Here is a 19,511-nt window from a genome sequence, read left to right as displayed (position 1 = left end):
GGCTCACTTCACGCTGCGGCCAGCTTCGTCGATGATGTTCGCGACCGCCTCGGGCTGCGACACCGAAACTGCGTGCGACGCATTGATCTCGACGATGTGCGCCTTGGCCCGTTCGGCCATGAATCGCTCGGAGGCGGCCGGAATGGCATTGTCGCCGCTGGCCACCAGCGCCCACGAGGGAACGCTCTTCCACGCCGGGGTGCCCGTGAACTTCGTATTCAACGCCGCGATCTCGACCGGCCGTTGCGTTGCGGCCATCAAGGCCACCGTGTCCTGGGGAACGTCCGCGGCAAACACGTCGCGGAAGGCCTCGGTCCGAATGTACGTGTCGCTTCCTTCTTTGCCGTCCGCCATCGTGTACTTCACCGAGCGAAGCGTCGCCGGGCTGAATTTCGCACCGGGGTACTTCGTCGCCAGGTCGACCGCGCTCTCGCCTGCCTCGGGAATGAACGCCGCGATGTACACCAGCGCCTTCACCGAGGGCTCGTCCTTCGCGGCCTGCGAGATGACCACGCCGCCGTAGGAGTGCCCGACCAGCACGATGGGGCCCGTCACGCTCTTGAGTACGCTCTTGACCGACGCCGCGTCCGTCTCCACACCGCGCAACTGGTTCGCCGGCGCAATGACCGGATAGCCGCGCTGCTGCAGCCGCGAAACCACGCCATTCCAGCTCGACGAATCCGCGAACGCACCGTGCACCAGGACCACGGTGGGCTTCGACGGATCGACCGTTCGCTGCGAGGTGGTCTCCGCCTGCGCGGCCGGAGGCGGGGTCGTCGCACACCCGATGGCGGCAGCGCCCAGCATGAGAACGGTAGCAATGGCAGAAACGGGCTTGATGCTCATGATTCGATGTTCCTTTCGCAGACCCACCCATTGATGGGCCTCGGTTCAGGTCCGTATTGGACGTTTGTGCTGTCGAGAATGAATGTACAGACAGGTCTGTCTCTAGACAAGACCTGTCTGTCTATTTATTTTGACCGACATGTCGTCCGAACGAAGAGCGGCACTCATCGAAACAGCCATACGCCTGTTCCTACGGGATGGTTTCCACGCGACCGGCATCGACAAAATCCTGGCGGAGTCGGGCGTGGCGAAGATGACGCTTTACAAGCATTTCGGCTCGAAAGACGACCTCATTGCCGCGGTCATCGAGCATTGCGACCAGCAGCACCGGCCATGGATCATCAGTGAAACCGAAAAGCGCGCGAAGTCGCCGCGCCGCCGACTCCTCGCGCTTTTCGACGTCTACACCGAGTGGCTCTCCAAAGACTTCGCGGGCTGCATCTTCGTCAAGGCGGCCTCCGAGTATGGTGCGCTCGACTCCCCGCTGCACCGCGCGGCGAGGCGACACAAAGATGCCGTGCGCGATTACGCACAACGCCTCGCCGAGGAGGCGGGGGCCAAGCACCCGCCGGAGCTCGCGCGTCAGATCATGATGCTGCTCGAGGGCTCACTCGTCACAGCCATGATGAACGGCGAGCTCGATGCGGCAAAAGTCGCCAAAAAAGTGGCGGAAACCCTCCTCGCATCCGAGCTATAGGCCATGCTACTTTGGCTTGCTGCGTGATCGTATCCGCAACTTCGTGAAAGAGAGTGAGGAGCGCCATGAAATTCCTGGTGATGATCTACAACGACGACTCTCTGCTCCAGGAGCTGCCCGCCGGGGAGGCCGACACGCTGATGCGCGGCTGTTTCAAGCACGCCGACGAACTGCGCTCGAACGGCAAGTTGCTCGACTCGCAGCAACTCGAGGCGCCGTCCATCAGCAAGTCGCTGCGCGTCCGCAACAACAAGATGACCATCGTCGACGGCCCCTTCAGCGAAGCCAAAGAGTACTTGGGCGGCTTCAACCTCATCGAGGCCGAAAACATGGACGAAGCCGTCGAGATCGCCAAACAGTTCCCCTGGTCACGCACCGGCCGAATCGAAGTGCGCCCCCTCAAGGATCTCAACGAAGTCCGCCGCGCCCTCGGTGTTTAGAGCCTGAGAGCCTGCCCCACCCGGCAGCGCTCTCCCGTGCTCTCACTGAGCCCATTTCGCGCTGCTGCCCGCCCCAAAGCGGGTGCTCATGCCATGCTTCCCCGCATTACAGCTCGCTCGTCGCGCCGCATGGCATTCCGCGCCCGCAGGGGCGGGCCGCATTTGATCTCATTGAAACCCCGCCGCCGGAGTCGGGGGCTCTCGCCCGCTCGTCGCGCCGCATGGCATTCCGCGCCCGCAGGGGCGGGCCGCATTTGATCTCATTGAAACCCCGCCGCCGGAGTCGGGGGGCTCTCGCCCGCTCGTCGCGCCACATGGCATTCCGCGTCGGGAGGGGCGGGCCGCATTTTGATCTCATTGAAACCCCCCGCCGGGGGCGGGGGGTCTTCATGGATTCGCGATTCGCGATTCGCGAATCGCGAATCGCGAATGCCTGGAAGGCCCCCTTGGCGACTGAGCGCGTCGGGGATGCGACCTGAGCCGTAAGCTGCCGTTGCAACAGGGACTCAGTCGTTGGCGCAATAGGGAAATCGAACCGCCAAGACGCCAAGAGCGCCAAGGATTTGGAAAAATTCAGCTTTTGGCGCTTTGCGGTTGAACCCTGGAAGGCCCCTTCCCCCACTGAGCGCGTCGGGGATGCGACCTGAGCCGTAAGCTGCCGTTGCAACAGGGACTCAGTCGTTGGCGCAATAGGGAAATCGAACCGCCAAGACGCCAAGAGCGCCAAGGATTTGGAAAAATTCAGCTTTTGGCGCTTTGCGGTTGAACCCTGGAAGGCCCCTTCCCCCACTGAGCGCGTCGGGGATGCGACCTGAGCCGTAAGCTGCCGTTGCAACAGGGACTCAACCGTTGGCGCAATAGGGAAATCGAACCGCAGATGGGATGAACCGGCGAGAGCCCGTCCCGTCCTGGCGGAGAAGAAAGGGACTGACCTTCCGTCGGTAGCCGAAGCTAGCGACACCCCCGCGTGCTCGAAGGCACAATTGGTTGCCCGAAGGCTTGGGGCTCAAGGGAGGTCAGTCTTGCGAATCGTAGGTTTGGATTTAGGCGCGCGCCATATTGCTTTTTCTGAGGTTTCGAGCGGGGGCGTCACGAAGCGGGGGTCGGTCCGACGCTTGTCGGAGCTGGAGCCATTGCTGGGGGAAGGGACGCCTCCGGCACGGGTGGCTTTCGAAGCCTGCCGGGAAGGCTGGCATGTGCACGACACCATGAAGCAGTGGGGCAATGAACCCGTGATGCTCGACACCACCCGCGTCAGGTGCATCGGTGTCGGTGCGCACGGCCGCAAGAATGATGCACTCGACGCCGACGCCATCGGGTTGGCCTTGGATGCGGGACGGGTTCCTCTCGCACACGTGCTCTCGCCGGAGCGGCGTGTACTGCGGGCCAAGCTGAGCGTGCGCGGGGAGCTTGTCGACATGCGCGCACGGCAGGTGGTGATCATTCGTGGACTGGCACGAGCCGAAGGGGTTTTGCTTCCGTCGTCGAGCACGGAGAATTTTTTGGAAAAGCTCGAAGCCTCCCAAACTCGATGAGATGACGCGCACTCTCATCGCGCCCTTGGTCGCAACGCTTCGAATCGCCGAAACTCAGCTCGCGTTGGTGGACGCCGAACTCGCGCGCGTCGCTGAGAAGGATCCCGTCATCCGCCAGTGCGCAACGGCGCCCGGAGTTGGAGTGATCGTCGCCGCCACGTTCGTGTCGGTCATCGACGAAGCCAAGCGTTTTCCAAATGCAAGCGCGGTAGGCGCGTATTTGGGGCTGACTCCGAGCAAACACACGACCGGAGGCCCCGACAATCGACGACTTGGCAGCATCACCAAACGCGGCAACAGGCATGCGCGCAAGATGCTCGTGCAGTCCGCGTGGCAGATCCTATGAGCTGGCGACAAGGACGATCCACTGCGGCGGTGGGCCTTGGGCGTGGCCAAGAGCAGCAAAAAAGGAAAAAAGATCGCCGCTGTCGCCTTGGCGCGAAAGCTTGCTGGAGTGCTCTGGGCCATGTGGCGAGACGGAACAGTGTACGACCCAGCCTACGGAGCTCGTGAGAGCGCGAAAGGACTGCGAGTCGCCGCCCAGAGCGCCGAGCTGCGCGCCGAGGCGATGGCACGCGTAGCCAAAAGATTCGCGCCGCGAACGTGCGGGTAAGACGCTCTCCGCGTCCGCACCGTCCACGCCGCGCAAAAAGACGTCGAGGAAGGGCGCGATGTAACCCGCAAGGTCATCACGTCCCCCTCAACGATGCGCCTTGAGCGCGACAGCCAAGAGCACCCCATTTGGAAGCGATGACCGCGCGCGTCTTGGAGACGTGTTGGAAGCTCAACGTCGCACCGCAAATTACGACTCGCTCCGCTTTTCGAATCCCATACTGCGTCTCGGGCCTCGCAAAGCCCATAGGGCTGTCCGATGAACGCGAAGAGTCAATCGAGAGGTAGCTCGCAGCTTCGCCATCCAGGCGCCCATTCCCATACCGGCCGTCGCGTCACGGCCGCAAAGGACACGTCCATGCCCACTTCCAAACGCACCCCGACCAAGCCTTCTCGACCTGGAACGAAAACGAAGAAAACGTTATCGCTCGCCTTGAGGAGAAATTCAGTTCTCGGCGCCTTGCGGCTGAACCCCGGAAGGCTCCCCCTTCGCCACGGAGCGCGTCGGGGATGCGACCTGAGCCGCAAGCTGCTGCAGGGACTCAGCCATTGGCGCAATAGGGAAACGGGACGCCAAGACCGCCAGGGATTTGAAAGAAATTCAGTTCTTGGCGCCTTGCGGTTGAGACCGTGGAAGGCGCGAACCGCCACGACGCCAAGGATTTGAAGAAATTCATTCTTGGCGGCCTTGGCGCGTTGGCGGTTGAGATGCTCTTTATTTGACGCGCCGGAGCGGTGCGTCAAAGAGGGCGCGAAAACGCCGGGGCGGCGGTCGCGAAAAAAAGATCGAGGGTCGTGTCGATCCGGGGGCGGCTCGCACGACGAGTTCACAGAGGCAGGGATGGAGATTCGGCCGAGGTGGTCGAAGGTCCCTGTCGAAAACGAGGAGCGCGTCATGAAAGCGACGACGTCGTGGCAACACGAATCGCCGGCCTCTGCCCTGGGGTCGGCAAACAGCAGCCGTAACCCCGGAGCGCGATCGCGCTCTGTCGAGATTCGGCAAGACGACTTGGACGAACTGCCGAACCGTTGGGCCTCCGGCGGACGGCCCGTCTACGAAATGCCCGCCCTTGGCTGGCGTTACGGGTGACCGCGTCCGCCTAGACGAATTCCCCTTCAAACCTCGAACAACAACAGCACGGAGAAATGATCATGAACACCACGCAATCGGTTACGAACACCCTCGATGTCATCGACAGCACCAACGTGACGGCCACCAACGTCAAACGCGATCGCGTTCGCCGCTACCTCGTGGCAGCAGGGCGCGTGTCCCTCGGCCTCGTGTTCTTCGTCTGCGGGCTCGACTTCTTCTTCCACTTCTTCCCGCAGCCCACCGAGCCCATGTCGGAAGGAGCGGCCGCTTTCGCGGGTGGTCTCGTCGGCTCGGGCTACATGTTTCAGCTCATCAAAGGAACGGAAGTGCTGGTGGGCGCGCTGCTACTGGCCAATCGTTTCGTCCCGCTCGCGCTGACACTGCTCGCGCCAATCGTCGTGAACATCTTCGCCTTCCACGCCTTTCTCGCACCCTCGGGTGTGGCGTTCGCAGCGGTCCTGGTGGCCTTGGAGATCGCTTTGGCTTGGGCTTACCGCGATGCTTACAAGCCGATGCTCTCCGCCCGCGCGCGTTGAAGCGGATAGAATGAGCACATGGACGGTGTGCTCGATCGCCGCTACCGATTCCTCTTCGTCTTTGGTTGTCTTTGCTTCTCCGTTTTCTTTGGCGCGCCCGTCGTGGCCATGCTTCATGGCGGCCCGGCGGGAAGCATCGGGAACAAGGTGGCCGAGGTTGCGGTGGTGCTGCTTTCTCTCGGTTTCGCGTTGGGTTTTTTCATGGTGGGGGTCCGAATGCTGTTTGCGCAGCCCATGGCGCGCAAGCTGCCCGCCGAGGCTCTGGAGCATTGCCTCGTGTGTGGAGAGCTCACGCCCAGCAACGTGACGTGTCCGTGTTGTGGAGAGCCGCCCTGCGAGCGTGAGACTGTTTTCTCCGTCGAACGTGACGGAAACCTCGCCGGCATCCTCTGGTTTCTCGTTTCGGGCGGCATCGCGGGGTTGGGCGCCGGCATCACGATTGGGCCCTATTTCGAGGGCGAGAGGCGTATTTGGACGCTCGCGATGTTCGCCGCACTGGGCCTGCTCCTTCTCGTCGTGGGCAGTTTCGGCGTGGTCGCTGCGGTCGCGGCGGTGTTCAATTGGTTGCGCGGCCGCGCGCATCTGTCGTTCTGCGTGGACCGAGTCGGTGTCCGTGGGAGCGGCGACGGTCTTGCCCAGCGGGGCAGGGTGCTCTCGTTGCAGGGCACGGCCCGCGTGGTCGGACGCCCGGCGGCTTCGCTCGCCGCTCCGGGGGGATACCGCGTGTCGTTCGGCGATTTGCCTTTTGCAGAAATGATGGCCACGTTCGACGCCGCAGGCATCGTGACCATCGAGCCATCGACCTCGTACGAGTGGCGCCTCACCCCATCGTTTCACCGCACCGAAACGCGCGAGGCCATCGTCTCGCTCGTGCAGGAGTTCCGCGGTGGGCGGTACATCGAGCCGGAGGAAAATGATCTGGCCTTCTCCGTGCACCGCTTCGTTTCGTCTTGGATCAATGGATCGACCAGCCTCGCCGAGCTGTACGAAAAGCTGTCCGCGGATCGCGCGCACCGTGCCCAGGCCGAACTGCACGCTCAGTCGCTGCGGGAGCGGGGAATCCCGCTTTCTGGGGCCCTCGTGGACGCCGTGTTGGTGATGCTAAGAAAATAGCACCGATGTCTTGCTAAATTTTTAGCATGTGGCTAAGTAGCCCTCATGTGCAAATTCCATTTGGCGCAAGGGGTCGTGCTTTGTTTGCTTTCCGCGGTTGCAGCATGCGGCGGGTCGCCCGCTGCAGGCACGGCGCCGTCGCTTTCCGTATCGTCCGCGCAGCGCCCGGCCGAAGACTCGCGCATTCCTCAGGGGCTGCGCGGCCAGGTCGATACCTACCTCGAAGCATCGGGCCTCGTAAAAGGGCCGCACGTCACCGAGCTCACGATCGACCCGACGATTTCCGCGTGGGCCGATGAGGCGGTGTCGCGCATGGCGGAGGATCCGCAGGTGCGCGAGGCGCTCATGGTGGTCGTCGATCCGCGCTCGGGCGAGATCCTCGCGCTCCGCGGAAGGCGGCACGGGAAGCAGGACGACGCGTGGGATCTCGCGGTGCGGGGCGAGTACACGCCGGCCTCCGTGACCAAGACGTTCACCTTGGCGGCCGCACTGGATGCGGGCTCCGTGCGTGTCGATCAGAAATTCCAAGGGGACAACGGCAAAGCCCTCATCGACGGCCAAATCCTGACCGACGGATCCCCCCACGGGGAGATGTCCACGACGGACATGATGGTATTCTCCTCGAACATTGCCGCCGGCAAAATCGCGCTCGGCCTCGGCAAGGAGCGGCTCGGTGAGGCCTTCCGGCGCTTTCACTTCTTCGACGTCCCTCGCGTCGAGCTCCAAGGCGCGCGCGCGGGCAATTTGAAGCCGTTTTCCTCGCTGACGCCGTATCAAACGGCGGCGTTGGGTGCCGGGCATGGCTTCGCATTGAGCCCGTTGCAGGTGGTCATGGGGTTTGCGAGCGTGGTCAACGACGGCGTCTACCAACGGCCCACGCTCGTGCGGCGCGTGAAGGACGATTCGGGCCGCATCGTTTACGAGGGCAAGCCGGAGCCGCAGCGCATCCTTCGTCACGAGACCGCCGAAGCCGAGATGCGCATCCTCGAAGCCACGGTCGATCGCGACGACGCGCATGCGAAGACCGCGCGCATTCCCGGATGCCATGTGGCCGGAAAAACGGGCTCGGGCGAAGACGTGGAGGGCTGGAGCTACGTGACCTTCGCCGGCACCTTTCCCTCCGAGAAGCCGCGCTTCGTCATCCTCGCCGGCGTCGTAGCCCGCGAAGATTCGGGCTACAGCGGGCCGAAGACGGCCGCGCCCATGTTTCGCCAGATCGCGCAGAAAATCATCGCGGCGAACGGCTGCTGATCTTCGCTGCCCGACCCGAGCAAGATTTCGACAGCGGTGGCTCGCCGCCGGAGCCACCGTAGCGAGCATGAACGTATTTCTCACGGGGGCCACGGGTTACGTGGGCGCGGCCGTCGCAAAAGAGCTTTTGGCGGCTCGGGTCGAGGTGATGGCATTGGTGCGCACGGAAGACAAAGCGCGCGCGGTGCGCGAACGCGGCATGGTGCCCATCGTCGGAACGTTGGAAGAACTGCATCGCCACGGCGAAACCGTGCGGCGTGCGGACGCCGTCGTGCACACCGCCTTCGACGACGCACGCGGCGAAGACACCGACGTGCGTGCAACCCGCGCCCTTCTCGCGGCCGCTCCGCGCGCGTTCGTCTATGCCTCGAGCGCCTACAACCGCTCGCCATGGCGTTTTGCCCTCGAGGGCGAGGTGGTGGCGGCGGGGCACGAGCGCCTGGCCACCTCCGTGGTGCGCCTGGGGATGGTCTACGGCGGGCTCGGAGGAACGATGCCCGACCTCTTCGCCGCCGCCGAAGCCCATGGCACCTCGTTTTACATGGGCGAAGGACGTGCCCGCGTGTCGGCGATCCATCGCGATGACGCCGCGAGCCTTTTCCACGCCATCGTGCGGCACCAAGGTCGCGGCATCTTCGAAGGCGTCGACGGCCAGCCCCTCACGGCACGTGCCCTGGCCGAAGCCATCGCCGGCGCCGTCGGTTGCCGCGGCATCGCGAGCGGGGCCCCCGCCGAATTTCGCGAGCACACGTGCGATGTTCTCGAGCGCGATGTCGCCGTCCTGCAAACGCGCGGCGCCTCCGTCGGATGGCATCCGCGGTTTCCCAACGTCCCCGCGGGCATCCGCCACGCGTATGAAGAGTGGAAGCGGGAGGTCATTGGCGTAGGATGAGCGCCAATGGGACTCGTGTGGAATGCGCAGCTCTACGACGCGAAGCACGCCTTCGTCGCGCAGTATGGGGCCGATCTGTTCGAGGTGCTGGCCGCCAAACCGGGTGAGCGCGTGCTCGATGTCGGGTGCGGCACCGGCGACCACGTGGCGGAGCTGCGTGCGCGCGGCGTCGACGCGGTGGGGGTCGACGCCAGCCCGGACATGATCGCACGGGCGCGTGCAAAATACACCGATGCCGACTTGCGGGTCGCCGATGCGCGCTCGCTCGGTTTCGAGGGCGAGTTCGACGCGGTGGTGAGCAATGCGGCCCTGCACTGGGTGCACGAGGCCGATGCCGCGGCGCAATCCATCGCGGCCGCGTTGAAGGCGGGCGGACGCTTCGTCGCGGAGCTCGGCGGCGCCGGCAACGTGGCCATCCTGGTGGCGGGGGTGCAGGCATCCCGCGCGCACATCGGCCTGCCGCCGGCGCCTTCGCCCTGGTATTTCCCATCGGTGGCGCAGTACGCCGCCGTGCTCGAACACGCAGGGCTCGAGGTGCGCCAGGCGTCGCTCTTCGATCGGCCGACGAAGCTCGAAGGAGACGACGGCGTGGCCAACTGGGTTCGCATGTTCGGGCACGCCTTTCTGGCCGGCGTAGCCGATGCCGACGCCGACGCGCTTCTCGCGGATGTGAGCCAACGTCTCGAGCCGCAACTGCATCGGGATGGCTGCTGGTTCGCCGACTACCGTCGCCTGCGCATCGTCGCCGTCAAACCGTAGTCTTCATGCGGCCCCTGCTGGACTTCCGAAAAGGGGACAGCAACACGGCGCTCCTGGCGTTCCTCACGTTGCTGGGCACCACCGCGGCGCACACGTTGCTCGAAACGGCGCGCGATGCGCTTTTCCTCGCGCAGCTTCCGGCATCGCGCCTCGCGTGGATGATCCTCTCCATTGCTGCGTGCGGCCTTTTGCTCTCGCGCTTCGATCGCGGTCGCGCGCAGCACTTCTCGACGTGGCCGCTGCTTCTCGTGGCCGCCGGGACCACGGCCTTCGGCATCGCGCTTCATCGCACGGTACATCCCGGCATCGTGATTGCGCTCTACCTTTGGACCGGCGTGGCCACGGCTTGGATCGTGCTGCGATTTTGGCTCGCGCTCGGAGCGCGGTTCACCATCTCGGATGGCAAACGCCTTTTCGGCTTCATCGGCCTGGGGAGCGTCCTCGGTGCCGTCGCGGGGGCGGCCTGCGCACGCGCCCTGGCCTTCGTCATCGATGCGCGGGCGCTGGTATTGGCGGCGGGGTTGCTCTTCTTGATCACGGCGCTCGGGCCGGCGCGGGCGTTGGCGCGCTGCGACGGCCCCATTCGAGAGAAGGTGCGTGAACGGCCCCAGGCGGCGGGTTACGAGCTTCGCGCCGACCCGTATGCGAGGCGCATTCTGGCGCTGGTTCTTCTGGGAACCGTCGCACTGACCTTGGTCGATTACCTCTTCAAGGCTGCCGCGCAAGCGCAGTTTCACCAAGGGGAGCTCGTAGCATTTTTCGCGACGACGTCGTTCGTGATGAGCGCGCTCGCCCTCGTCGTGCAGGTCTTTGGCTCGGGTTGGCTGCTTCGCGTGATCGGCGTGCATCGTGCGCTGCTCGTCTTGCCGGTGCTGGTCGTTCTCGGCGGCTCCGCGTTCGCCGTTTCAGGCACCTTGGCCGCGGCGTTGCTCATGAAGGGCGCCGACGGCAGCCTTCGACATTCGCTTCACCGCACCAGCGTGGAGCTGCTCTTCTTGCCCATGGCGGACGAGCACCGCGCGCGGGTGAAGCCCCTCGTCGATCTCGTGGGGCAGCGGGGTGGGCAGGCCGTTGCGTCGGCAGCGATTTTGCTCGTTGCGGCGCTGGGGGCACCGCGCGCGATTCTGGGCGTGGCCGTCGTGGCGCTGGGCGCTGGGTGGGTGGCCGTGACCCTCGACGTGCGGCGCCACTATTTGGATATCTTTCGAGCCACGCTCCGTGAGAGCCACCTCGATCCGGAGGCGACCCGCGGGCTCGAGTCCTCGGCGGCGGCGCCGGCGCTGATCGACCTGATGCTCGATGCGCCGGAGGAGGAGGTCCGCCATCGAAGCTTGCGCGAGCTGGTGCATCTGCACGCGGAAGATCCCGCGCAGCGCATTCCGGAGGTGGCGCTTTCGCTGGCGGCGGACCGCGCCTTGCGGGACGCCTTCGCAAGCCTCGAGGCGCGCGTGGTGCTCGCACGCGATGCACGCGATGCACGCGACGGCGGTCACGCGCAGCTCCTGACGACCTTGCGCGAGCGCGAGACGGAGGCCACCTCGCATCTCTTTCGCGTGCTCGACCTCTGGCACCCGCACGAGAACTTCGACCGCGTGCATCGCGGTCTCCGAAGCGACGACCCGCGAACGCGCGCCAGCTCGCGCGAACTTTGCGAGCACGTCGTCGCGCCGGCCATTCGCGGCGCCATGCTCGCACTCATCGAGGATCTCCCCGACGAAGAACGCCTCGAGCGGGCTTCGTCGCATTTTCCACCGTCCCGGCTCGATGCCGCCGGGCAACTTCGCAGGCTCGGCCTTCCAGCGCCGGCCGCGACCATCCCGCAGCCGCCCTTCGTCGGCGTCGATCTTCGCGGACGCGATCTCTCGAACGCCGTGCTCGCCGGGGCGGACTTCACCGGTGCCGATCTTCGAGGCTGCCGCCTGCGAGGCGCCGTGCTGAATGGTGCCACGTTGCTGGGAGCGCGTCTCGCCGGCGCCGATTTGACCGGCGCCCACCTCGAAGATGCCAACTTGATGGGCGCCCAACTCGAGCGCGCCGTGCTCGAGGGCGCACGTCTCTCACGCGGCAACTGGATGGGGGCGAACGCGCGTCGCGCCATCTTGTCGAGGTGCACCGGTGAAGAGGTCCGCCTCGTGGCCGCCGACTTCGAAGGCGCGGACTTCGGCTACGCGAGCCTGCTCCGCTGCGACTTGGGCAGCTCGGACCTGCGCGCGGCACGCCTCGATGGGGCGAACTTCGAGGGCAGCGACTTCACCTACGCGAACCTCGCCCGCGCGACCCTCCGCCGTGCACGGGTTCCGCGTTAGAAGCGCTTGTCGAGGTAGTCTTTCGAATCCCCTTTCGGCGGACGCGCCTTCACCGGGTGCGGCGCCGGCGCACCGGCATCGACCGCATCGCGCGTCGTGGTGGGGATCTCCACGAGCGGCGTCAGAGGTGGCGGTGGCTCCGCAACCACGGTGGCTTCGGCACGGCTCGAGGCCGACACCGCCGCGGGCGGGCGTGCAACATCCGCCCTCGCCGCCCACCACGAACGAACGGCCAACGAGCCGCCCACCAGCAACAGCAACGTGAACCCCGCCGCGGCCAGGGCAATCGGCTTGCTCGACGACGTCGTCTTTCGCGCGTCCACCGAGGTGACCAAGTTCGTATGCTGCACCGTCGGAAGCGGCGACGGTGAGAACGAGCGCGCCACGGCGGTCTCCATCGCCACCGCCCGCGGTGCCATCGGCGTCTCGTTCCGCGAACGCACGCGCGAGCCGGCGGCCTGGTGGTGCCGCAACCCGCCGAGAACCTCGTCGTCCGAGGGGCGCTTCGTCGGCTCGCGCGCCAGCATGCGCGCAATCAGTGCCACCAGCTCGGGCGGAAAGCCTTCGAGCACCGTTTCGAGCGGAGCATGCTCGCCGAGCGCGATTTTGCGGAAAATCTGGCCGAAGTTCTCCCCGTCGAAAAGCATGTGCCCCGTGAGGCACTCCACCCAAACGATGGCGAGCGCCCAAATGTCCACGGCGCGATCGAGCTGCTTCTCGCCGAACACCTGCTCCGGCGCCATGTAGTGCGGCGTACCCGTCACGGCGCCGCTGCTCGTCACGTGGGGGCTCACCTCGGGATCCATCGGCCGCGCCAGACCGAAGTCGAGAACCTTTACCACCGTGAGCCCATCGTTTTCCTGCGCGAGGAAGATGTTGTCCGGCTTCAGATCGCGATGCACGAAGCCCTGCGCGTGGGCACTCTTCAAGGCCGATGCCACCTCGTAGAGGATCTCCGCCGACGCCGCGAGGCTGAGCGCCCGCTCACGATGAAGGCGCTCGGCCAGCGATTCACCGCGCAAGAGATCCATGACCATGAACAGCACGCCGGTGTTGGGCAGCTGCCAAAGATCGAACACTTGAACGATGTTTCGATGTTGAAGCGATGCGGCCACCCGCGCCTCGCGCAGAAGGCGTGCGGCGTCCTCGGGACCGTTGCGTTTGAGCACCTTGATGGCCACCGCGCGGCCCGTGATGAGGTGCGTCGCCGCCCACACGATGCCCATTCCGCCTTCACCCACGATGCGATCGAGCCGATATCGTTCGGCAACGATGTCCCCTGGGGCGAAGCTCTCGACGTGCGCTGCGCCCGCAGGGTCCGGTACTCGCGGGTCATGAAGCATCTTTTGCGGAGGATGGATCAAAGCTGAACCAGCGTCCACTGCCGTCGGGTATCGTCGTGTATCCTTCCACGCCAGGGGAGGTTCTGCGCACGATCGCGTATACGGTGAAAATGTCAGGGAGGCTGCTTATCTTTGCGCTCGCGGCGTGCACGATCACGACGGCTGCACGTGCGGACGACACCACGGCGGAAGCTCTTTTTCGGGCTGGCAAGCAGGCGGCGGAGCGCGGAGACTTCAAAACCGCGTGCGCGAAGTTCGAGCAGAGTCAGCAACTCGAGCCCGCGCCGGGCACGCTGTTGAACCTCGCCGATTGCGAGGAGCACCTCGGGCGACTCGGACTGGCCGCGCAGCATTTCCGGCTTGCCGTCACGCATTTTCGACCGAGTGATCCTCGCGTGCCATACGCGAAGGAACGCGCGGCCACAGCCGAAAGTCACATGGCGCGCCTGGCACTTCGCGTGGCGGAGAGCGCGCCGCCGCAGACCCGCGTCTTTCGCGACGGCATCGAATTGGATCCCCAGGCCGTCGGTCAGCCGCTTCGCGTCGATCCCGGCGAGCACACGGTGATGGCGACGGCCCCGGGCAAAGCCGAGCGCACGTACACGATTCGATTGTCGCAAGGCGAGACCAAAGAGCTTTCCGTCGCGCCCAGCGACGCTCCGCCCGTGGTTGACTCGCCGCCCATCGTCGAAGAGAAGAAGAAGGTGGAGGCGCCGCCACCACCGCCGCCCGTTTTCGTTCAGCACGAAGCCTCGGGACCAAGCCGCACCTTGGGCTGGATCGCCCTTGGCGTTGGCGGCGCGGGCCTCGCGATCGGCAGCATTTTCGGCCTCCAGGCCATCTCCAAGAAGAGCACCATCGACTCGCACTGCAACGCCACCCGATGCGACGCTGAAGGCTACGACGCCGAGCGCTCCTTCGATCGGGCAAGCCTCTGGAGCACCGTCGGATTCGGCGCGGCGCTCGCGGGGATTGGTGCCGGCACGTATTTCCTCATTGCACGCCCCTTCGACAAGCGCGTCCTGGTAACGACGCAGCCTGCCCGCGCGGGCCTTACGCTGCACCTCACGGCGGAGTTTTGACATCGTGAGACTCCTGCTCGTGCTGGCCGCGGCGGCCCTTGGTGGATGCAGCATGCTCCTCGGTGTGGACACCGATCGCCCGCTCGGCGAAGACACTCCGCCCGGCGAGGACGGAGGCCCCACGCTGGACGCGGGCCCCGATGGTCGCGACCCGCGCGAGGGCGGCCCCATCTCCGATGGCGACGTGCAGGACGCACGGGACGAACGCGATGCCGACGCACAGCCACCCGAGGACAAAGAGCCGCCGCAGATCATCACCGCCGGCATCTCGCACAGCTGCCGTCTGAAGAGCGACGGAACGGCGGTTTGTTGGGGGGACAACAGCTTCAAGCAATCGACGCCGGCACCTGGAAAATACAAGCAAATATCGGCGTTCGGTTACCACACGTGCGCAGTCCGCACCGACGGCACCGTGGCCTGCTGGGGCACCAATGGCAGCGGCCAATCGACGCCGCCCGATGGCGTCGTGTTCAAACAAGTCTCCTCGGGCTTGATCCACACGTGCGGCGTGCGCGCCGATGGCTACGTGAAATGCTGGGGCTCCGACGGCGCCGGGCAATCGACGCCGCCCTACGAGCTTTTCAAGCAGGTTGCCGCGGGCGAGTACCACACGTGCGGCATCCGCGACACCGGCATCCTCATGTGCTGGGGGCGCAACGACGTGAACCAGGCGAACCCGCCGCCGGGCACGTTCCGGCAGATTTCCTCCGGGTACAACCACACGTGCGCGTTGCGCACGGACGGGAAAATCCTCTGCTGGGGCGACAACGCCTCCGGCAAGGCAAGCGCGCCCGAGGACACGTTCACAAGGGTCGGCGTCGGCAAGTCGCACACGTGCGGCGCGTTGCAGGAGGGGATGCGCTGCTGGGGCGACAACGGCTCCGGCCAAACCAACGCGCGCATCGGCACCTACCGCGACATCGCGGGCGGCGACCTTCATGCCTGCGGCGTGCTCACCGATGGCCGCGCCACCTGCTGGGGCGACAACGGTTCCGGCCAGGCCCCGGAGAATCCGCCCTAGCGAGTCTCGCGGCACCCGAAGAGAGGATTGAACAGGGAGGGGGGGAGGCGGGGAGGGATACGGCACAAATCCCACCGCGCACCGAGGCTGGTTTTGTGGGTTGCCAGTTGGCTCAATGGGCCGATTGAAAACAAAAAACTCCCCGCCTCCCCGCCTCCCCGCCTCCCTGTTCAATCTCTTCTTCTGCTCGAGGAGCGTGCACACCGATTAGCCAAGCCATTTGACGAAGAGCGATGCCAAGGTCGCGGAGGCCGTGGCTTCGCTGATGCGGTGCGAAAGCATCTCGCGGGAGATGCCCTCGGCGGCACCGACGATACCGACGGAGCGAAGGTGCAGTTCGTCCTTTGGTAGCTCCGAAAAGGGCCCGAACGTCTCGAAAATGACGTTCGCATAGCGATCGACCAGCTCCTGCTGAAAGCCGTCCGTTTCGGCATCGCCCTTCAATGCGGCCCAGATCGCGTGCCACTCGGGGCCGAGCGTCGTGTAGCAATGCATGTACGAGGCGGCGGCCACGCGTGCGAGCTCTTTGAGCTTCTTCGGCGCGCGGCAGGCCTCCTGGAAGGTGACGAGTGCGCGGTCGTCGATTTGTTTGGCCAGCGCAATCAGCAGGCCCGACCGCGTGGTGAAGTGGGTATATGCGATCGGCTTGCTGATGCCCGCGCGCTCGGCCAGGTAGCCCAAGGTCAACGCATCCGTCCCTTCCTCGCGGACGATGGTCATCGCGGTCTCGAGAAGTTGCTCACGGCGCTGGGCCTTCGGCAGTCGCTGTTGCATCGCGCTTGACAGTAGCAGGCGCCGACCACATTACTAAAGGTAACTTACTGATGGTAACAAAGGTGACTGCCCCATGAAAAACCCCGTGCTCATCCTCGGAGGGACCGGCGTCGTCGGCTCCCAAACCGCCAAGATTCTTCGCCGCCTCCATCCGGAGCTGCCGCTCGCCCTCGGCGGGCGCGATCTTCGAAAGGCCGATGCCCTCGCCAGAGAAATCGGCGGGCCCGTCGAGGGGGTCGCCGTCGATCTCGGGCGGCGCGATCTCGGGCTGCCGCCTGAAAAGAGGTTCTCCGCGGTGGCCATGTTCCTCAAAGACGAGACGTTCCATGCGCTTCGCTACGCCCAAGAACAGGGCGCCGCGTACCTGAGTATCTCGACGGGCACCTTCGAAATGGCACCCGAGGTCGCGCTTTACGCGCAAAAGCCTGCGCGCGCGCCCATTCTCATGGCCAGCCAATGGCTCGTGGGCGCTGTCGTGTTGCCCGCGCTTTTGTTTGCCCGCGCGTTTCGAAAGCTCGACACCATCGAACTCGCGGCGCACCTGGACGAGGAGGACATGGGCGGTCCAGCCGCATCGGCCGATTTCGATCGGATGACCACCGTGGGCGCGAATGCATTGATTCTCGCTCGAGGTAAATGGATATCCGCTGGCGGAGACAACGCCAAGCGGCGCCTTTTGGATGTGGACGGTGTGGAGCTGGAGGCTTCTGCGTATTCACCCTTCGATGTATTGAGCCTCGCGGCGGCCACGCAGGCGCACTCCATCCGGTTCGATCTCGCGGTGGGCAAGACGGCGAGCCGTCGCAGGGGGGAGCCTTTTTCCACGGAGATCGTCATCGAAATGAGCGGTGAGCTCGCCGACGGTACGGCGGGGCGCGTTCGCCACGATCTGGTGCACCCCGCGGGGCAAGCACCGGTCACCGCCCTCGGGGTGGCCGTGGGCGTAGAGCACCTCATCGGCCTTGCAGGCGCGGCGGTCGGCCCCGGCCTTTACCTGCCCGAGGTGCTCATCGAGCCGGAATACATGGTTCGTCGCCTGAAGGAATTTGGCATGCAGTTTCGTAGTTCGAAATAAGGAGTCATTTGAATATGAAAGATCCCGTATTGGTCATTGGTGGGTCGGGTAAAGTCGGCCGCTATTTCGCCAAAGCATTTCGCAAACTGCAGCCCAAACAGCCCATTGCCATCGGCGGGCGCGATCTCGCCAAGGCCAAAGCCGCCGCCGAGGAGTCCGATCTCGCCGAGGCGGTGCGCGTCGATTTGGCGCGGAGCGATCTCGGGCTTCCCGAGGGGAAAAAGTATAGCGCCGTCGTCGTGCTTTTGAAGGACGATACGCTGAACACGATGAAGTATGCGCAGGCCAACGGGCTGCCCTACGTCTCGTTCTCGGATTGGTTTTTCGACATTGGCCCCGAGGTGGCCCTTTACGTGCACGCGCCGAAGCGGGCGCCCGTTCTCTTCTTGGGCCACGCCCACGGCGGCACCGTCACCTTGGCGACGCTTCACTTCGCGCGCGAGTTTCGCACCATCGAGTCCATCGACATCGGCGTGGTCGCCGATGAGCGCGATTCGGGCGGGCCCGCGGCAAAGGTCGACATGGACCGCCTCGGCGGCGCCGTTTCGCGGCCGCCGATTCTCAAGAATGGTCAATGGCTCTGGGCGGGCGAGGACGATGCGAACCGCCGATTCACAGGTGCCGATGGTCGCGAGTGGCAGGGGCGCGCCTTACCCTTGCTCGACGTGGCGAGCCTCGCCGCGGCGACCGACGCGAAATCGGTGCGCATCGATTACGCACTCCGCGCGGGCGATGGGCTCTCGCACGAGAGCATCCTGGAGATAGCGGGCACGAAGAAGGACGGCAGCACGGGGCGCTTTCGGTACGCCCTCGTCGATGCGGTGAGCCACTCCGAGACGAGCGCGCGCGGCGTGGCCTTCGCGGTGGAGCGCCTGCTCGGACTTGCCGGCGGGCCAGAGGTCGCGGCGGGCCTCTACCACCCCGAGTCGCTGCTCGACCCGGGCTACGTCGTCGAGCGCATGCAGGAGTTCGGTACGCGCATCGAACGCTGAGCCCGCGCCGTAGGCTGGCGCCGTGGTAGGCTTCGCCCGATCGATGTCGCACAACACTTTCGGGCACCTTTTCCGCGTTACCACGTTTGGCGAGAGCCACGGTCCCACCATCGGCTGCGTCGTCGATGGATGCCCTCCGCGCATCCCCATTGCCGAGCCCGAGATTCAGCATTTTCTCGACAAGCGGCGCCCCGGCCAGTCCCGCTTCACGACGCAGCGGCGCGAGCCCGACGCCGTGCGCATCGTCTCCGGCGTCATGGACGGCGTGACCACCGGGGCGCCCATTGGGCTGCTCATCGACAACGTCGATCAGCGCTCCAAGGACTACGGCGAGATCAAAGACCGCTACCGGCCAGGGCACGCCGACTTCACCTACGACGCGAAGTACGGCATCCGTGACTACCGCGGCGGCGGTCGCTCGTCCGCGCGCGAGACCGCCATGCGCGTGGCCGCCGGCGCCGTCGCCCGCAAAGTCCTTTCCGGCGTGACCATCCGCGGTGCATTGGTGCAACTCGGGCCGAACGGCATCGATCGCGCGAACTGGAGCGATGCCGCCATCGACGAGAACCCGTTTTTCTGCCCCGATCCCAAGGCCGCCATCGCTTGGGAGACGTACCTCGACGACGTGCGCAAGCGCGGTTCGTCGTGCGGTGCCATCGTCGAGGTCACGGCCGATGGCGTGCCCGCGGGATGGGGCGCGCCCATTTACGGCAAGCTCGATGCAGAGCTCGCGAGCGCGTTCATGAGCATCAACGCGGTCAAGGGCGTGGAGATCGGCGAAGGCATGGCGGCCGCCGCGCTCGAAGGTGAAAGCAATGCGGACGAAATGCGCGCGGGGCAGGGGATTCCGACATTCCTCTCGAACCACGCGGGCGGAATCCTTGGCGGGATCTCCACCGGGCAACGCATCGTCGCGCGCTTCGCCGTGAAGCCCACGTCCTCCATTCTGACGTTGCAACGCTCTGTGGATCGCTACAACGACGAGGTCGAAGTTCGCACCAAGGGCCGCCACGATCCATGCGTCGGCATCCGCGCGGTGCCGGTGGGCGAGGCGATGATGGCCATCGTCCTCGCCGACGCATTTCTTCGCCACCGCGGGCAAAACGGCGATGGCGTCGCATGGCCGTTGTCCCGCGATACTTGA

The 19,511-nt window shown here is 65.3% G+C and carries 18 protein-coding genes; 15 read left to right on the top strand and 3 right to left on the bottom strand.

Features of this window, described 5'->3' with window-relative positions; genetic code table 11:
• Positions 1–3: 3 nt before the first annotated feature.
• A complete protein-coding gene (locus LZC95_32220; GenBank protein WXA91108.1) occupies positions 4–846 on the bottom strand; it encodes an alpha/beta hydrolase in 843 nt (280 codons plus the stop codon).
• Between the two features lie 139 nt (positions 847–985).
• Between LZC95_32220 and LZC95_32215 the strand changes: the two genes are divergently transcribed.
• The 10 genes from LZC95_32215 (at position 986) to LZC95_32170 (ending at position 12,080) form a co-directional block, all read left to right on the top strand.
• A complete protein-coding gene (locus LZC95_32215) occupies positions 986–1,543 on the top strand; it encodes a TetR/AcrR family transcriptional regulator (protein WXA91107.1) in 558 nt (185 codons plus the stop codon).
• 65 nt (positions 1,544–1,608) lie between these two features.
• Complete coding sequence (locus LZC95_32210) at positions 1,609–1,983, top strand: YciI family protein (GenBank protein WXA91106.1); 375 nt, start codon at positions 1,609–1,611, stop codon at positions 1,981–1,983.
• Positions 1,984–3,179: 1,196 nt separating this feature from the next.
• Positions 3,180–3,518 carry a hypothetical protein gene (locus tag LZC95_32205; protein WXA91105.1) on the top strand — a complete coding sequence of 113 codons (339 nt, stop codon included), beginning with the start codon at positions 3,180–3,182 and terminating at the stop codon, positions 3,516–3,518.
• A gap of 1 nt (position 3,519) precedes the next feature.
• Complete coding sequence (locus tag LZC95_32200) at positions 3,520–3,864, top strand: transposase (protein ID WXA91104.1); 345 nt, start codon at positions 3,520–3,522, stop codon at positions 3,862–3,864.
• A gap of 1,418 nt (positions 3,865–5,282) precedes the next feature.
• Positions 5,283–5,759: a DoxX family protein gene (locus LZC95_32195; GenBank protein ID WXA91103.1), complete on the top strand. Its 477-nt coding sequence runs from the start codon at positions 5,283–5,285 to the stop codon at positions 5,757–5,759.
• A gap of 18 nt (positions 5,760–5,777) precedes the next feature.
• On the top strand, positions 5,778–6,872 hold the full coding sequence (locus LZC95_32190) for a hypothetical protein (protein WXA91102.1): 1,095 nt from the start codon (positions 5,778–5,780) through the stop codon (positions 6,870–6,872).
• A 45-nt stretch (positions 6,873–6,917) separates the two neighbouring features.
• A complete protein-coding gene (locus LZC95_32185) occupies positions 6,918–8,123 on the top strand; it encodes a hypothetical protein (protein ID WXA91101.1) in 1,206 nt (401 codons plus the stop codon).
• A 67-nt stretch (positions 8,124–8,190) separates the two neighbouring features.
• A complete protein-coding gene (locus tag LZC95_32180; protein ID WXA91100.1) occupies positions 8,191–9,015 on the top strand; it encodes an NAD(P)H-binding protein in 825 nt (274 codons plus the stop codon).
• A 6-nt stretch (positions 9,016–9,021) separates the two neighbouring features.
• A complete protein-coding gene (locus LZC95_32175; protein ID WXA91099.1) occupies positions 9,022–9,774 on the top strand; it encodes a methyltransferase domain-containing protein in 753 nt (250 codons plus the stop codon).
• Positions 9,775–9,779: 5 nt separating this feature from the next.
• Positions 9,780–12,080: a pentapeptide repeat-containing protein gene (locus tag LZC95_32170; protein ID WXA91098.1), complete on the top strand. Its 2,301-nt coding sequence runs from the start codon at positions 9,780–9,782 to the stop codon at positions 12,078–12,080.
• Here the strand turns inward: LZC95_32170 and LZC95_32165 are convergent.
• Positions 12,077–13,423, bottom strand: a complete 1,347-nt coding sequence (locus LZC95_32165; GenBank protein ID WXA91097.1) for a protein kinase — start codon at positions 13,421–13,423, stop codon at positions 12,077–12,079. The two genes, LZC95_32170 and LZC95_32165, sit on opposite strands and share 4 nt — an antisense overlap.
• Positions 13,424–13,533: 110 nt before the next feature.
• On the opposite strand from LZC95_32165, the gene LZC95_32160 reads away from it, so the two are divergent.
• Both LZC95_32160 and LZC95_32155 read left to right on the top strand, forming a co-directional pair.
• Entirely contained in the window at positions 13,534–14,505 is a 972-nt protein-coding gene (locus tag LZC95_32160) for a hypothetical protein (GenBank protein WXA91096.1), read from the top strand.
• 4 nt (positions 14,506–14,509) lie between these two features.
• Positions 14,510–15,526, top strand: a complete 1,017-nt coding sequence (locus LZC95_32155; protein ID WXA91095.1) for a hypothetical protein — start codon at positions 14,510–14,512, stop codon at positions 15,524–15,526.
• 207 nt (positions 15,527–15,733) lie between these two features.
• On the opposite strand, the gene LZC95_32150 is transcribed toward LZC95_32155, so the two are convergent.
• Positions 15,734–16,300 carry a TetR/AcrR family transcriptional regulator gene (locus tag LZC95_32150; GenBank protein WXA91094.1) on the bottom strand — a complete coding sequence of 189 codons (567 nt, stop codon included), beginning with the start codon at positions 16,298–16,300 and terminating at the stop codon, positions 15,734–15,736.
• Positions 16,301–16,373: 73 nt separating this feature from the next.
• Here LZC95_32150 and LZC95_32145 point away from each other — a divergent pair, with 73 nt between their 5' ends.
• The 3 genes from LZC95_32145 to aroC are packed head-to-tail and all read left to right on the top strand — an operon-like array spanning position 16,374 to position 19,511.
• Complete coding sequence (locus LZC95_32145) at positions 16,374–17,375, top strand: NAD(P)-dependent oxidoreductase (GenBank protein WXA91093.1); 1,002 nt, start codon at positions 16,374–16,376, stop codon at positions 17,373–17,375.
• A gap of 14 nt (positions 17,376–17,389) precedes the next feature.
• On the top strand, positions 17,390–18,367 hold the full coding sequence (locus LZC95_32140; GenBank protein ID WXA91092.1) for an NAD(P)-dependent oxidoreductase: 978 nt from the start codon (positions 17,390–17,392) through the stop codon (positions 18,365–18,367).
• A 43-nt stretch (positions 18,368–18,410) separates the two neighbouring features.
• Positions 18,411–19,511 carry a chorismate synthase gene (gene aroC, locus LZC95_32135; GenBank protein WXA91091.1) on the top strand — a complete coding sequence of 367 codons (1,101 nt, stop codon included), beginning with the start codon at positions 18,411–18,413 and terminating at the stop codon, positions 19,509–19,511.

It is taken from the genome of Sorangiineae bacterium MSr12523 (genome assembly GCA_037157775.1).
In the GTDB taxonomy this organism is placed as follows: Bacteria; Myxococcota_A; Polyangia; order Polyangiales; family Polyangiaceae; genus Pendulispora; species Pendulispora brunnea.
This window is presented reverse-complemented; position numbering and strand designations above follow the sequence as displayed.

Coding starts and splice junctions, on each gene's coding strand:
- LZC95_32220 (WXA91108.1), bottom strand. CDS start 846: ATGAGCATCAAGCCCGTTTCTGCCATTGCTACCGTTCTCATGCTGGGC.
- LZC95_32215 (WXA91107.1), top strand. CDS start 986: ATGTCGTCCGAACGAAGAGCGGCACTCATCGAAACAGCCATACGCCTG.
- LZC95_32210 (WXA91106.1), top strand. CDS start 1,609: ATGAAATTCCTGGTGATGATCTACAACGACGACTCTCTGCTCCAGGAG.
- LZC95_32200 (WXA91104.1), top strand. CDS start 3,520: ATGACGCGCACTCTCATCGCGCCCTTGGTCGCAACGCTTCGAATCGCC.
- LZC95_32195 (WXA91103.1), top strand. CDS start 5,283: ATGAACACCACGCAATCGGTTACGAACACCCTCGATGTCATCGACAGC.
- LZC95_32190 (WXA91102.1), top strand. CDS start 5,778: ATGGACGGTGTGCTCGATCGCCGCTACCGATTCCTCTTCGTCTTTGGT.
- LZC95_32185 (WXA91101.1), top strand. CDS start 6,918: ATGTGCAAATTCCATTTGGCGCAAGGGGTCGTGCTTTGTTTGCTTTCC.
- LZC95_32180 (WXA91100.1), top strand. CDS start 8,191: ATGAACGTATTTCTCACGGGGGCCACGGGTTACGTGGGCGCGGCCGTC.
- LZC95_32175 (WXA91099.1), top strand. CDS start 9,022: ATGGGACTCGTGTGGAATGCGCAGCTCTACGACGCGAAGCACGCCTTC.
- LZC95_32170 (WXA91098.1), top strand. CDS start 9,780: ATGCGGCCCCTGCTGGACTTCCGAAAAGGGGACAGCAACACGGCGCTC.
- LZC95_32165 (WXA91097.1), bottom strand. CDS start 13,423: ATGCTTCATGACCCGCGAGTACCGGACCCTGCGGGCGCAGCGCACGTC.
- LZC95_32160 (WXA91096.1), top strand. CDS start 13,534: ATGTCAGGGAGGCTGCTTATCTTTGCGCTCGCGGCGTGCACGATCACG.
- LZC95_32150 (WXA91094.1), bottom strand. CDS start 16,300: ATGCAACAGCGACTGCCGAAGGCCCAGCGCCGTGAGCAACTTCTCGAG.
- LZC95_32145 (WXA91093.1), top strand. CDS start 16,374: ATGAAAAACCCCGTGCTCATCCTCGGAGGGACCGGCGTCGTCGGCTCC.
- LZC95_32140 (WXA91092.1), top strand. CDS start 17,390: ATGAAAGATCCCGTATTGGTCATTGGTGGGTCGGGTAAAGTCGGCCGC.
- aroC (WXA91091.1), top strand. CDS start 18,411: ATGTCGCACAACACTTTCGGGCACCTTTTCCGCGTTACCACGTTTGGC.